This window comes from Mesorhizobium maamorense (assembly GCF_044998965.1).
In the GTDB taxonomy this organism is placed as follows: Bacteria; Pseudomonadota; Alphaproteobacteria; order Rhizobiales; family Rhizobiaceae; genus Mesorhizobium.
This window is the reverse complement of record NZ_CP173356.1, coordinates 2,622,489-2,635,691: the sequence shown is the minus strand read 5'-3', so window position 1 is coordinate 2,635,691 and position 13,203 is coordinate 2,622,489. Positions and strand designations below refer to the sequence as shown.

11 protein-coding genes and 1 pseudogene are annotated in these 13,203 nt (G+C 63.3%); 8 read left to right on the top strand and 4 right to left on the bottom strand.

Features of this window, described 5'->3' with window-relative positions; translation table 11 throughout:
- Window positions 1-233 precede the first annotated feature (233 nt).
- Window positions 234-932: a B12-binding domain-containing protein gene (locus ACIU1A_RS13470; protein WP_140495658.1), complete on the bottom strand. Its 699-nt coding sequence runs from the start codon at window positions 930-932 to the stop codon at window positions 234-236.
- Between the two features lie 289 nt (window positions 933-1,221).
- Between ACIU1A_RS13470 and ACIU1A_RS13465 the strand changes: the two genes are divergently transcribed.
- The 6 genes and pseudogenes from ACIU1A_RS13465 (at window position 1,222) to ACIU1A_RS13440 (ending at window position 7,714) form a co-directional block, all read left to right on the top strand.
- The gene (locus ACIU1A_RS13465) at window positions 1,222-2,796 is read left to right on the top strand and encodes a trimethylamine methyltransferase family protein (protein WP_404927496.1); all 1,575 of its coding nucleotides are present in this window, start codon (window positions 1,222-1,224) and stop codon (window positions 2,794-2,796) included.
- A gap of 89 nt (window positions 2,797-2,885) precedes the next feature.
- Complete coding sequence (locus tag ACIU1A_RS13460; protein ID WP_404927495.1) at window positions 2,886-3,575, top strand: hypothetical protein; 690 nt, start codon at window positions 2,886-2,888, stop codon at window positions 3,573-3,575.
- A 105-nt stretch (window positions 3,576-3,680) separates the two neighbouring features.
- Entirely contained in the window at window positions 3,681-4,418 is a 738-nt protein-coding gene (locus ACIU1A_RS13455) for a dienelactone hydrolase family protein (RefSeq protein ID WP_404927494.1), read from the top strand.
- A 147-nt stretch (window positions 4,419-4,565) separates the two neighbouring features.
- The gene (locus tag ACIU1A_RS13450) at window positions 4,566-5,126 is read left to right on the top strand and encodes an RNA polymerase sigma factor (protein WP_140495662.1); all 561 of its coding nucleotides are present in this window, start codon (window positions 4,566-4,568) and stop codon (window positions 5,124-5,126) included.
- Window positions 5,127-5,128: 2 nt separating this feature from the next.
- Window positions 5,129-7,244, top strand: a pseudogene (locus ACIU1A_RS13445) (vWA domain-containing protein).
- A gap of 206 nt (window positions 7,245-7,450) precedes the next feature.
- Window positions 7,451-7,714, top strand: a complete 264-nt coding sequence (locus ACIU1A_RS13440; RefSeq protein WP_404927493.1) for a hypothetical protein — start codon at window positions 7,451-7,453, stop codon at window positions 7,712-7,714.
- Window positions 7,715-7,730: 16 nt separating this feature from the next.
- Here ACIU1A_RS13440 and bmt read toward each other — a convergent pair whose 3' ends face one another.
- Together bmt and ACIU1A_RS13430 are read right to left on the bottom strand one after the other, a co-directional pair.
- Window positions 7,731-8,753, bottom strand: coding sequence for a betaine--homocysteine S-methyltransferase (gene bmt, locus ACIU1A_RS13435; RefSeq protein ID WP_181167334.1), 1,023 nt, complete (start codon window positions 8,751-8,753; stop codon window positions 7,731-7,733).
- Window positions 8,754-8,868: 115 nt separating this feature from the next.
- The gene (locus ACIU1A_RS13430) at window positions 8,869-9,726 is read right to left on the bottom strand and encodes a helix-turn-helix domain-containing protein (RefSeq protein ID WP_140495665.1); all 858 of its coding nucleotides are present in this window, start codon (window positions 9,724-9,726) and stop codon (window positions 8,869-8,871) included.
- A gap of 229 nt (window positions 9,727-9,955) precedes the next feature.
- Here ACIU1A_RS13430 and ACIU1A_RS13425 point away from each other — a divergent pair, with 229 nt between their 5' ends.
- A complete protein-coding gene (locus ACIU1A_RS13425; protein ID WP_140631096.1) occupies window positions 9,956-10,963 on the top strand; it encodes a fatty acid desaturase in 1,008 nt (335 codons plus the stop codon).
- A 91-nt stretch (window positions 10,964-11,054) separates the two neighbouring features.
- Entirely contained in the window at window positions 11,055-11,885 is an 831-nt protein-coding gene (locus ACIU1A_RS13420; RefSeq protein WP_404927492.1) for a phosphate/phosphite/phosphonate ABC transporter substrate-binding protein, read from the top strand.
- Here ACIU1A_RS13420 and ACIU1A_RS13415 read toward each other — a convergent pair.
- Entirely contained in the window at window positions 11,850-13,157 is a 1,308-nt protein-coding gene (locus ACIU1A_RS13415) for a M24 family metallopeptidase (protein WP_404927491.1), read from the bottom strand. The genes ACIU1A_RS13420 and ACIU1A_RS13415 overlap by 36 nt on opposite strands.
- Between the last annotated feature and the right edge of the window lie 46 nt (window positions 13,158-13,203).

Below are 13,203 nucleotides of genomic sequence, written 5' to 3'. Positions count from 1 at the left end.
ATAAACCGTCGATGAAACTGTTACGCATTGCGCCAATCGCAATCCTGGCTTGTGCCCTGGCCCTTTCGGCCTGTGCCAACACCGTTCGCGGCGTCGGCAGGGATATCAAGTCTACCGCGAAAGCCGTTGACGATACCGTCAAGAAACCCTGACCGCCGCTCCCGACATCTGGGAACAAAAAAGCCGCGCTGCAAGGCGCGGCTTCGTCTGTTGAGCGTCCGCCTTGCCTTGTATCAGGCGGAAGCGCGCACATTGTGCTTGCGCTTCATGTAGTCCTTGGCGGTCTCGACCGCCACAGCGGCGTCGCGGCAATAGGCGTCGGCGCCGACCGCCTTGCCGAATTCCTCGTTCAGCGGCGCGCCGCCGACCAGGACCACGTAGTCGTCGCGGATGCCCTTTTCCTTCATCGTGTCGATGACGACCTTCATGTAGGGCATGGTCGTGGTCAGCAGCGCCGACATGCCGATAATGTCCGGCTGGTGCTGCTCGATGGCATCGAGATATTTCTCGACCGCATTGTTGATGCCAAGATCGATGACGTCGAAGCCGGCGCCTTCCATCATCATGCCGACGAGGTTCTTGCCGATGTCGTGGATGTCGCCCTTGACGGTGCCGATCACCATCTTGCCCTGCTTGGGCGCGCCGGTGGCGGCGAGCAGCGGGCGCAGGATGAACATGCCGGCCTTCATCGCATTGGCCGACAGCAACACTTCGGGGACGAACAGGATGCCGTCGCGAAAATCCTCGCCGACGATGCGCATGCCTTCGACCAGCGCTTCCGTGAGCACCTTGTAGGGTGCCCAGCCGCGCTCGAGCAGGATGCGCGTGCCTTCCTCGATCTCTTCCTTCAGACCGTCATAGAGATCGTCGTGCATCTGCTGCACCAACTCGTCGTCGGAAAGCTCGGAGAGGATAATCTCGTCGTCGGACATTGTTTCTCAGGCTCCTTGCTGCCGGGAACGACCATGGCAGCTTAAAATCAACGCGCCAATACCTAACCCGCAAGGGGCGGGTATCCATAGCTGATTTGCGACTTCCCGCAAAAGGAAAGCGACTGAAAAATCTATCGGTTTTCTTGTCGATTTTGCGACAGGCGTTGGCGCGGACGGGCCGTTTCGAATAGGGTGCATGGCTACGATCCGCCGGAAGCCGCGTTAGGCGGCCACAACGGTTCCGGGCCGGGCGCTAATCAAGCCGGTCCAAATTCAGGGAAGAACGATCATGAGCGAACACGCGGCAGTGGACCAGGAAGCGTCAAACGCGCGACGTGGACGCGGCGCCAGCGGTGGGGCGGCGGCAAGGCGGGCGGCACGTTCGGGCGGCGGTCCCGGCACCCAGCTCACCTACATCAAGCGCAAGATCAACGTCTATGAAGTGCTCGACGAGGAAGGCCTGGCGCTGATCGAGAAGAACACCGACACGGTGCTCGAAGAAATCGGCATCATCTTCCGCGACGATGCGGAGGCGTTGCAGCTGTGGAAAGAGGCGGGCGCCGACGTCAAGGGCGAGCGCGTGCATTTCCCGAAGGGGCTCTGCCGTTCGCTCTTGAAGACCGCGCCCTCCATCTACACCCAGCATGCCCGCAATTCCGAACGCTCGGTGCAGATCGGCGGCAATGCTACCGTCTTCGCCCCGGTCTACGGACCGCCCTTCGTGCGCGACCTCGACGGCGTCCGCCGTTACGCGACGATCGAGGATTTCCAGAATTTCGTGAAGCTCGCCTACATGGCGCCTTCGATCCACCATTCGGGCGGCACCGTGTGCGAGCCGGTCGACGTACCGGTCAACAAGCGCCATCTCGACATGATCTACGCGCACATCAAATATTCCGACAAGCCGTTCATGGGTTCGGTCACCGCGCCGGAACGTGCTGAGGACACGGTCGCCATGGCCAAGCTGGTGTTCGGCGACGACTTCGTCGAAAACAACACGGTCCTGACCAGCCTGATCAACGCCAACTCGCCGATGGTCTTCGACGAGACCATGCTTGGCGCGCTGAAGGTCTATGCGCGCCACAACCAGGCCTGCATCGTCACGCCGTTCATCCTCGCCGGCGCGATGAGCCCGGTGACGGTGGCCGGCACGCTGACCCAGGTGCTTGCCGAGGTGCTTGCCGGCGCTTCGTTCACGCAGCTGATCCGGCCGGGCGCGCCGGTGCTGTTCGGCACGTTCGCCTCGTCGATCTCGATGCAGTCGGGCGCGCCGACCTTCGGCACGCCGGAGCCGTCGCTGGTATCCTACGGCGCCGCACAGCTCGCACGGCGCCTCGGCCTGCCGTTCCGCACCGGCGGTTCGCTCTGCGCCTCGAAAATCCCCGACGCGCAGGCAGCTTATGAAAGCGCCAACACGCTGAACTCGACCATTCTGGCCGGCACCAATTTCGTCCTCCATTCGGCCGGCTGGCTCGAGGGCGGGCTGGCGTCCTGCTACGAAAAATTCATGATGGACATCGACCAGCTCGGCATGACGCAAAAATTCTCCGAAGGCGTCGACCTGTCGGAAAACGGCCAGGCGATGGACGCCATCCGCCAGGTCGGGCCGGGCAGCCACTATCTCGGCTGCGACCACACGCAGGCGAATTTCCAGACTGCCTTCTATCGCTCCAACATCGCCGACAACAATTCCTACGAGCAGTGGCTGGCCGAAGGCGAGAAGACCGCGCCGCAACGCGCCAACGAACTCGCCCGCCGCTGGCTGGAATCTTATGAGGCGCCGCATCTCGATCCGGCGATCGATGAAGCGCTGAAGAACTTCATCGCCAAGAAGAAGGGGTCGATGCCCGACGCCTTCACGTGAAAGGAGCCCGAGTCAGGCGGGGCTAAAGTCGCCAACATCATCCACAAGGAAGTCTGGCGGAGCGCTTTCTCCGATCCGGTCAAGAAGGGATGATTCTTTCGCGCAGCAGGATGGAGGAGATTGCGGCCGCGCTTGGCGCCGACGGCCTCATCCTACGTGGCGGCTTCACCTTTGAGGATGGCGAGGCGGCGCCTTGTGGCCGCTCCGGTGCACCGGCCAGGTCGGCGCTTCTGGTGGGGCAGGCGGGGGCGGCACCCTGGCCGCATTTCCTGCGCTGGCGCGACTGTCAATCACAGGCCATCGCCAATCCGCTCGACACCTGGTCCCGGCAGGTCATTGGCGCGGTCGCGGGAGAATTCGGCGCACGCGCCGTGTCGCCGTCCGACAAGCCCTATCTGCCGTTCCAGCGATGGGCGATGCGGGCCGAGGGCCTGAAGCCGTCACCGCTCGGCATCCTCATGCATCCGCGATATGGGCTTTGGCATGCCTATCGCGGCGCGCTGCTGTTCGAGGACGAGATCGCGCTTCCGGAGGCTCGCGAGGCGATTCATCTCTGCGACGCCTGTGTCGACAAACCGTGCCTGAAATCCTGTCCGGTAGATGCCTATTCCGCGGAGAGGTTCGCCCATCAAGCCTGCCTGGCGCATGTGCGCGGGCCGAGTGGCGGGCCCTGTTGTGACGGCGGCTGCCTTGACCGCAACGCCTGTCCCTATGGCACAGCCTATCGCTACCCCTCAGAGGTGCAGGCCTTCCACATGGCAGCGTTCGCGGGCCGGTAAGCTCGTCGCGCTGCCGCACGAAATGTTGACTGCCAAAATCAGGCAACAGCTTGCCCTGTCGGCGTGCCCGGATATGTATCGCCCAGCAACCGAACGGAGCTGGCGATGCCGAAACAGGACCTTCAGATCAAGACCAGGGACGGCACGGCGAGGGCGGGGCTGTTCCGCCCGGTCAACGCTTCTCCGCCCAAGGCCGGCATCATCCTCTATATGGATGCCTTCGGCCCGCGCCCTGCGCTCGACGGCATGGCCGAGCGGCTGGCGGAGGAGGGCTACGCGGTTCTGGTGCCCGATCTCTTCTATCGCAACGCGCCCTACGGTCCTTTCGATGCCAAGACCGCCTTCGTCGAGGAGAGAACCAAGGTGCCGCTAATGGCGCTGATCAGCGGCACGACGCAGGAGATGACGATTGCCGACAGCGGCGCCTTCCTCGACGCACTCGCTGCCGAAGGCGTCACCGGGCCGATCGGCGTTGTCGGCTATTGCATGGGCGGCGCGCGGGCGCTGAACGCAGCCGCCTCCTATCCGGATCGCATCAGGGCGGCGGCCAGTTTCCATGGCGGCAATCTCGCCAGCGACGCGGCCGACAGTCCGCACCGCAAGGCGGGGTCGGTCAAGGCACGCGTCCATGTCGGCATGGCCGGCGTCGACAGGAGTTTTCCGCCCGAACAATCAGCGCGGCTGGCCGAGGCGTTCAGGGCGGCGGAAGTCGATTACGTGCTGGAGAATTATGTCGGCATGGCGCATGGCTGGTGCGTGCCGGACCACAGCGTCTACAACGAAGATGGCGCCGAGCGGCATTGGAACCGGTTGATCACCCTGTTTTCCGAGACGCTCGGGTAAAGCCAATCTTCGAGAGGTCGGCGCCGCCCCTCATCCGCCCTTCGGGCACCTTCTCCCCGTAGAACGGGGAGAAGGAAGAGGTACCAGTAAAAAAATCTTTCCCTCACCCCAAGGATTGGCCATTAGCCTTCGTCCAACAGGCAAATGATGGCGATGATGCTGGATGAGAGCGAAGCCTCCGACGCCGAACTGATCGGGCGGGCGAAGGGCGGAGACAGGGGAGCTTTCGGCGCGTTGCTCGAAAGGCACTATGACTTCGTCTATCGCGCCGCCTACCGCTGGTGCGGTCGGAAGGCGGACGCCGAAGACATCGCCCAGGAAGTCTGCGTCCGGCTCGGCAAGGCGATCCGCGACTATCGCGGCGGCAGCGCCTTCACCACGTGGCTCTATGCCATGACGCTGAACGCCGCGCGCGACATGATGCGCAAGAGCGCCCGCGAGACGGTCAAGACCGAAGCCTATGGCGTCCATGCGCTGATTTCGGGCGAGGATCCTGCCGAGAACGAGGATCCTGCCGAGGCGATGTGGGTCGCGGTGCGGCAACTGCCCGACAAGCAGCGCGACGCCGTGCTGCTGGTCTATGGCGAGGGCTTGAGCCACGCCGCCGCCGCCGAGGCGATGGCGATCTCGGAGACGACGGTTTCCTGGCACATCCATGAAGCGAAGAAACGGCTGAAGACGCTCATGCGTTCAGCCGGGGAAGTGTGACCATGGTCGACGAGAACGAACTCAAGAGGCTGCGCGACATAGTGATCCCGGCTCCCGGCGAGAGCGCGAAGGCGCGCGCCTTCGAGGCCGCCTTGCGCGCCTATGATGAGGAAAATATTTCTACCGTCAGCCAAGGATCGGTCGGCGGCCTTCGTCTCACAGAGCGAGCACGAAAGCTCTGGAGCGAAATCATGCAAAAGAAACTCATTGCCACGCCGGCTATTGCCGGGCTCGTCGCCCTGCCGATCGCCGGATACGCCACTTTCCATATGCTGAGGGAACAGCCGTCCACTTTCGGCGGCGACGAAAAGATCACCGAGACGCTGGCCGAAAAGCCCGCCACGGTGAAGCCGCTGGCCAAACAGGCGACCGGCGATCAGGCGATCGACAAACCGCTCGCAACGAGCGCGCCTGGAGGAAGACAAGAAGACCGACGCGGAAAGCCGCGACGAAACGGAGGCCTTGGCGGCGCCGAGCAAATCCGAATCGGCCGTTGCTGGAGGCCTGGCGCCGCAGAATGCGCAGGAACAGGTTGCGCCGGCGGAACCTGCGCCACCTGCGCCAACGGGCGAGTTCGCCCTGGATAGCACTGCCGCGCCCAGCACGTCGCGAGCCGCACGCATGTCCAAAATGATAGCACCGCAGCAGCCCGCCATGGCGCCGGCGGACCAGATCGCACCACAGGAGGAAAACCGCGATCGCGTCCAGGATTTTAAGACCAATCCGGTACATTCGGCACTCGAGGACCCGGTCTCGACCTTTTCCATCGACGTCGACACCGCCTCCTATTCCTTCGTGCGCCGTTCGCTGAAGGAGGGCTTCCTGCCGCAGGCCGACACGGTGCGCGTCGAGGAGATGATCAACTATTTCCCCTATGACTGGAAGGGGCCGGACTCTGCGTCGACGCCGTTCAGTTCGACCGTCAGCGTCATGCCGACGCCGTGGAACGCGCACACCAAGCTGATGCATGTCGCCATCAAGGGTTTCGACGTCAAGCCGGCCGAGCAGCCCAAGGCCAATCTGGTGTTCCTCATCGACGTCTCGGGCTCGATGGACGAACCGGATAAATTGCCGCTGCTCAAGTCGGCATTCCGGCTGCTGGTCAGCAAGCTGAAGGCCGACGACACCATCTCGATCGTCACCTATGCCGGCGATGCCGGCACGGTGCTGATGCCGACAAAGGTTGCCGAGAAGGACAAGATCCTCAACGCCATCGACAATTTGCAGCCGGGTGGCTCGACGGCCGGCGAGGCCGGCATCAAGGAGGCCTACAAGTTGGCCGAGCAGTCCTTCATCAAGGACGGGGTCAACCGCGTGATGCTCGCCACCGACGGCGACTTCAATGTCGGCCAGAGCGACGACGACGATCTCAAGCGCCTGATCGAACAAGAGCGCAAGAGCGGCGTCTTCTTGTCGGTGTTCGGCTTCGGCCGCGGCAATCTCAACGACCAGATGATGCAGACCATCGCCCAGAACGGCAATGGCACCGCCGCCTATATCGACACGCTGGCCGAGGCGGAAAAGGTGCTGGTCGAGGATGCCTCCTCGACGCTGTTCCCCATCGCCAAGGACGTGAAGATCCAGGTCGAGTTCAATCCGCAGAAGGTCTCGGAGTACAGGCTGATCGGCTATGAGACTCGCGCCTTGAACCGCGAGGATTTCAACAATGACCGCGTCGATGCCGGCGAGATCGGTTCGGGCCATTCGGTCACCGCGATCTACGAGATCACGCCCAAGGGCAGCGGCGGCGAACAGATCGAACCGCTTCGCTATGGCCAGGCCGCGGTGAACAATGGTGGCGTCGCCAATGCGGACGAATACGCCTTCGTCAAGATACGCTACAAGCTGCCCAACGAGGACCTCTCGAAGCTGATCACCACGCCGGTGACGTCGGCCAACGAGGTTGCGTCTTTCGACCAGGCCACCACCGACCAGCGTTTCTCCGTCGCGGTCGCGGCCTTCGGCCAGAAACTGCGCGACGAGGATGCGACGGCGAAGTTCGGCTATGACAGGATCATGGAGATCGCCACTGCCGCCCGGGGGGCCGACCCGTTTGGGTACAGGTCCGAGTTCCTCTCGCTTGTGCGCCTTGCCTCGGCGCTGGGCGGCAATCGGTAGTGATGACGGCCGGTTTCTTTCAGATGAGATCGTTCTGACGTGAGAAACCGAACCACGGGCGGGTGAGGCAGGCCGGCGAGGGGACATTCCCTGCCGGCCTTTTCTTGCGGAATTTGCGATCCGTTAAATTGCGCGGCATTTCCGGTACCGGATCGCAATTTCCTCTTGTTACGCCGGATAGGTGTGTGGGGCTGAGGGAGCCGGAATTGCAGATCAGGACTACCGCCAACTCGACACCGCCGGCACGGGACGCTTCGGCGGCCGCCCAATCAGCCGAATCCAGGCGCATCGGCGACGATGTCGCGCAGGCGCGCCACACCGCCATGTCGGCTCTGACCAACGACCGTTTTCGCATTATGCTGGAGCAGATCACCGATCCGGTTTCATCCGGAGCGCTGATGATGATGCGCGGCGACAATGTCGTCGATCTCAAATCGGCGCAGTCGAGCTACGCCGACAACAGCGAATAATTAGAAAGCGGTGGCTTCAGGCCCGGCTGCGACGACGCTCGCGGCGGGCCTCGCTGGTCTCGGCGCTGTTCGCCGTGGCCACCTTGTTGCGCATCGGACCGATGCGCTCGACGATCGTCTCGACGGTCGGACGATCCGCCTTGGTGTGGGCGTCGAGCGCCTTGCGCATGGCGGCCAGGTGCTGGAACGAGGTGCCGCAGCAGCCGCCGATGATTTTCGCGCCGCCGTCGACGGCAAGGCGCACATAGTCGGCCATCAATTCGGGCGTGCCGGAATAGTGGATTTCGGTGCCGCGGAATTCGGGAATGCCGCAATTGCCCTTGACGATCACGGTTGCCTCCGGTTTCGCCTGCGTCATGTCGAGCAGCGAGGCGAGGATGTCGGAAGCGCCGACGCCGCAATTGGCGCCGACGCCGAGAGGGGCTTGCGACAAGCCGTCGGCGACGCCGTGTATGTCCTTCGGCAGCAGGCCCATCATGGTGCGGCCGGCCGTGTCGAAAGACCCGGTATAGGTATAGGGCAGGCCGACGCGGATCGCCGCTTGGGCGGCGGCACGGATCTCGTCGGGCGCCGACATGGTCTCGATCCAGGCGACTTCGGCGCCGCCCTCCTTGAGGCCTTCGATCTGCTCGGCGAAGGCGTCTACCGCCTCGTCATAGGTCATGGCGCCAAGCGGCACCAGCAACTCACCGGTCGGGCCAACGGAGCCGGCAACGATCACCTTGCGGCCGGCCTTGTCGGCAACCGCGCGGGCGATCTCGGCGGCGCGCTTGTTCAGGGCGTGCACGCGGTCCTGCGCATGATGCAGCTTCAGCCGGTGACGGGTGCCGCCGAACGAATTGGTCAGGATGATGTCGGCGCCGGCGTCGACGAAATTCTGGTGCAGGCGGGTGATGGTGTCGGGCGCGGTCTCGTTCAGCAACTCAGGCGCCTCGCCAGCCTCCAGACCCATTGCGAACAAATTGGTGCCCGTGGCGCCGTCAGCCAAAAGCACGCCTTTTTGCGCCAGCAGCGCGTCGATCGGGTTGGTCGTCGTCATCGGATTGGCTTTCATGTTCTGAATTCGGATAAGGATATAAAGAAGTCTTTATGTCCAGTCAATGAAATAGCGACGGCGGAGTCGCAGTTGAAGGGCGCGGTTACGGGTGCCGCTGTCATGCGGAACCTGATGGAAACGACAGGCCAGCCAGATTGCGCGCGAAGCTTGCTGCCTCATGCGGGTTGACGTCGGCGGCCCGGATCAGATTGTCGAAATGCCGGGTCAAGGCCTGGACCGGCTGGGTGGCGTTCAGCACGACGTACATGTCGCCGACATAGATGGCGGCGCGGTAAGGTCCGAAAATGGTGAGCGGGATCGAATAGCGCATGCGGCCGTCGTAGAGAAACAGCCGGAAAGTCGGATAGAGATCGTCAAGCAGCGTCGCCATATGGGCGAGTTGCTGCCGACGGTCGGCCTCCGGAAAGCGGTCCCAGACGCCGAGGCCGCGTGCAAAAATCTCCAGCGTGTGACGCGGCATGCAGACTTCCATGTCGGTTTCCGGGCGCCGGTTGTATTCGATGCGGTATTGGGTCTCGCTGGCCTGTGCGAGCCTGCTCCTGTTGGTGATGTTTGCCTCATAGTCGACCAGCGCGTGGGTCCGCAGAAGATCGGGGATGCCGGCCGGCACATAGCGGATCTTGGTGCCCGCGGCCTCGGCGAACCATCTGGCCAGAAGCGTGCGGTCGAAACCGTCGGGGGCTTCCTCGATCTCCAGGCTTTCGCGGATTTCACCGGTGACGCCCTCGTCCTGGCTGAGGCCGAGCAGCCAATCCAGCGACACTTTGAACTCGGCCGCGATGTTGAGCAGCGTTTCGGCCCGCGGCAAGCGCGTCGACGCGCCCGACATCAGCTGCGACAGCGCCGACCGATCGATGCCGACGGCGGTGGCGAAGGCGGACTGGTTGAGGTCGGACCTTGTCAGGAGCAACTTGAGACGCTCCCGAAAGATTGCTGACAGATCTCGTTTGTCCATCTTCCAAGTCTCCGAATCATGAGGAAAAATTTTCGCCGAGACGTCCTGACGAGGCGCTCCAGGCGTAAATGAATCCCTAGGTCTGTTTACAATCTGTAACATGTGCGGTTGAAAATGCGCAATCGCAACATTTTGTACACTTTGTCTCGTTGAGTGGAATCGTTTCTCCTGACACTATGCTGTCAGGAGCCACTGGGGTTCCGGCGACTGAGGGGCAGTGGTCGATAGCATGACTGGCAAGAGCATCAGGCGACGCAATACACCGGCCATCGAGTGGCCAACCGTAGCCCTCGCTTTCTTCTGTTACGGAGCATGGCTCGCCACCGGCCTTCTGCTCTGGCCGTCCTATCCGATCTTCGCGCTCGCTCTCCTCGGTTTCATCCTGGCACTTCAGTCGTCGATCATGCACGAAGTGCTGCACGGCCATCCGACGCGCAATGCCCTGATCAACGAGGCTTTCGTCTTCCTGCCGATCGGTCTGGTCTGGCCGTTCCGCCGCTTCAAGACGCTTCATCTGCGCCATCATGCCGACGAGCGCCTGACCGATCCGCTCGACGATCCGGAAAGCTACTACCAGGCGCTTTGGCAGCATGACGACCTGCCGCGAGCAATGAAATTCCTGCTCAGGATCAACAACACCATGGCCGGCCGGTTCTTTCTCGGTCCCTGGCTGTCCTGCATCGGCTTCTTCATCGACGACGCCAAACATATGATGGCCGGCGACAAGGCCATCCGCAAAGCCTGGCTGCTGCATGCGATCGGCCTCGCCGTCGTGGCGCCGATCGTGCAGTTCGGCTTTGGCATTCCGCTTTGGCTCTATATTCTCCCGGTGTGGCTCGGCCAGTCGCTGATCGCGATCCGCACCTTTGCCGAGCACCAATGGTCCGAGCATCCCGAAGGCCGCACGGTGATCATCGAGCGCTCGCCGCTGTCGTTCCTGTTCCTCAACAACAATTTGCACTTCGTCCACCACAAGACCCCAACGGTGGCCTGGTACAGACTGCCTCAGCTGTTTCGCGAGCGTCGCGAGGAATGGCTGCGGATGAACAATGGCTATGCCTATCCCAACTATTTCGCGCTGATCAGGTCCTATGCTTTCAAGGCCAAGGAGCCGATCGTGCATCCGGTGTTGCGGCGCCAGCCGGAGCCGGGCAGGGCGTTCAAGCCGCGCGTCAGGGCGCGCAGCATCAGCGGGCTCGGCACCGCGCCAGTCCCGGCCGAGCCGCCCAAGGAATGAAGCCCGCGACACGACGGATGGTGTCGGCTAACTCAAATCCGACGCCGCGTTTTTGCGAACCTCTCTCCAGATTTAATGGTCAGATCCCGGCATGAGCGAATTCGTTGCAGCGCTGCCGATGTATGACTGGCCGGAAGTGCGCCGCGAGGTCGACGACCAATGGGCACTGCTGCGCGATGCCTTCCGTCAAGGGGGGATAATCGATGCGCCGGAGACCGTCATTCGCCGCACCGGCGATCTGCCGCCGGTGCCGGGTGGCATTCATAGTGGCACCGGCGTTCTGATCGCGTCCGACCCCGCGACATTGCCGCCGGACGCGCTCGATTTTCACCAGCTCTGGCTGCATCCCGCACTGCTGTTCGCGCAGACTTGCTGGGGGCCGATGGAGCTTGGCCTGGCCGGCCATGTGCAGGTTGTCGGCCAGCCGAGCTATGACGTCTACGAAGGCGGCCAGGGCGAGCTTTATTCGAGCGCGCTGGTGATGCGGGCGGACGGCACGGCGTCGGTGCCTGCGCCTAGCAATGGCAGGCCCGTCATCCCGCTCGATCTGATCCGGGGCAAGCGCTTCACCTTCAACAGCCTCGATTCCATGTCCGGTATCATCGCGCCGACGCGCGACCTGGAGGCGTTGGGCGAAAGCCTTGATGTGTTTTCCTCGCGCAGCGAAAGCGGCGGACATCGCGCTTCGATCGTCGCCGTGGCCGAGGGCAGGGCCGATGTCGCGGCGATCGACTGCGAGAGCTGGGCGCTGGCGCAGCGCTTCGAGGGGGCCGCCCGGCAAGTGAAGGTCGTCGGCTGGACGGGCCTGCGCAAGGGCCTGCCCTTCATCACCGCGAAAACGACGCCGGAAAAAACGGTTGCCGCGATGCGCGAGGCCCTTGCCGGCTTAGCCGAGCAGCCTCGCATCCAGCGGATAGGTTGAAAGCTTTTCGTTGCCGGTGCCGGTGACCAGGATCTGTTCTTCGATCTTGACACCCTCGCGCCCGCCGAGCCTGCCGATATAGCTCTCCACGCACAGCACCATGCCTGGCTCGATCACGCCGTCGGGCGTGTCCGATGTCCAGTCGTCGGCATGCGGCAAGGTGGGGTATTCGTCGGCCAGCCCGACGCCATGGTAGAGCACACCATAGCGGGTCGGGAAACAGTCGCCGGGCGGCACCGCCGAGCGGTCGACAAGGTCGCGGAAGGCGGTGCCCGGCTGTATCAATTCGGTGTTGTGCGCGATCTGGTCGGCGGCGATGCGGAAAAGATCGCGCTGTTCGTCGGTTGGCTTCACATCCCCGCACAGCCAGGTGCGCGACAGGTCGGCGCAGAAGCCGTAGGGGCCGATCAGGTCGGTGTCGAAGGCGACGAGATCGCCCGCCTCGATGAGGCGCGAGGAGCATTCCTGGAACCAGGGGTTGGTGCGCGGGCCGGATGCCAACAGCCGCGTCTCGATCCATTCGCCGCCGCGGGCAATGTTGCCGCGGTGCAGTTCGGCCCATAATTCATTCTCAGTGATGCCGGGCTTCAGCGCCTTTTCCATCTCGCCCATTGCCGCCTCGCAGGCGAGGATGGCGCGGCGCATGGCAAGGATCTCGTCCGGGGATTTGACCAGCCGGGCGTTCTCCATCACCGCTTCGCCATTGCCGATGGAAATGCCGAGGCGCGCAAGTTCCTCGACGCCTTCCGGGTTGATGTGGTCGACCGCGATGCGGCTGTTGCCGCCGCCATGTTCCCGCACCAGATCGGCGATTCCGGCCGCCCAGCGGCGGACTTTCTGCTCGGTGAGTTCGCCGCTGTAGAGATACATCCACGAGACGGCGGGGCGAACCTCGTCGACGACGCCGGAATGGTCCGACAGATGTTCGCAGGAGAAATAGTCGAACAGCACCACCGGCCCGTCGGTGGCAACGAAACAATGCCGTGTCGGGTTGTGCGCCACCCAAAGCTGCATGTTCGTGGAATCGATCGCATAGCGGATGTTGACGGGATCGTAGAGCAGCGCGCCGGCGTAGCCCCGGCGCTTCAGCTCGGCGCGGATGCGCGCCAGCCGGTATTGGCGCATTTCGGCCCGGTCGGGGGCGGCAATGCCTGCCGCCGCCCATTCCGCTTCGGCTGTCGCGCCGTAGCCCAGCACATGCTGGTTGAGATCAGCCGCCTTCCGGCGGGAGGCGTCGCGCAGCGCCTCGATCGAGCCTGATACAAACGGCATGATCTTGCGGTGGCGGCCGAAGCTCCCCTTGGCGCCGCGCTGTCCA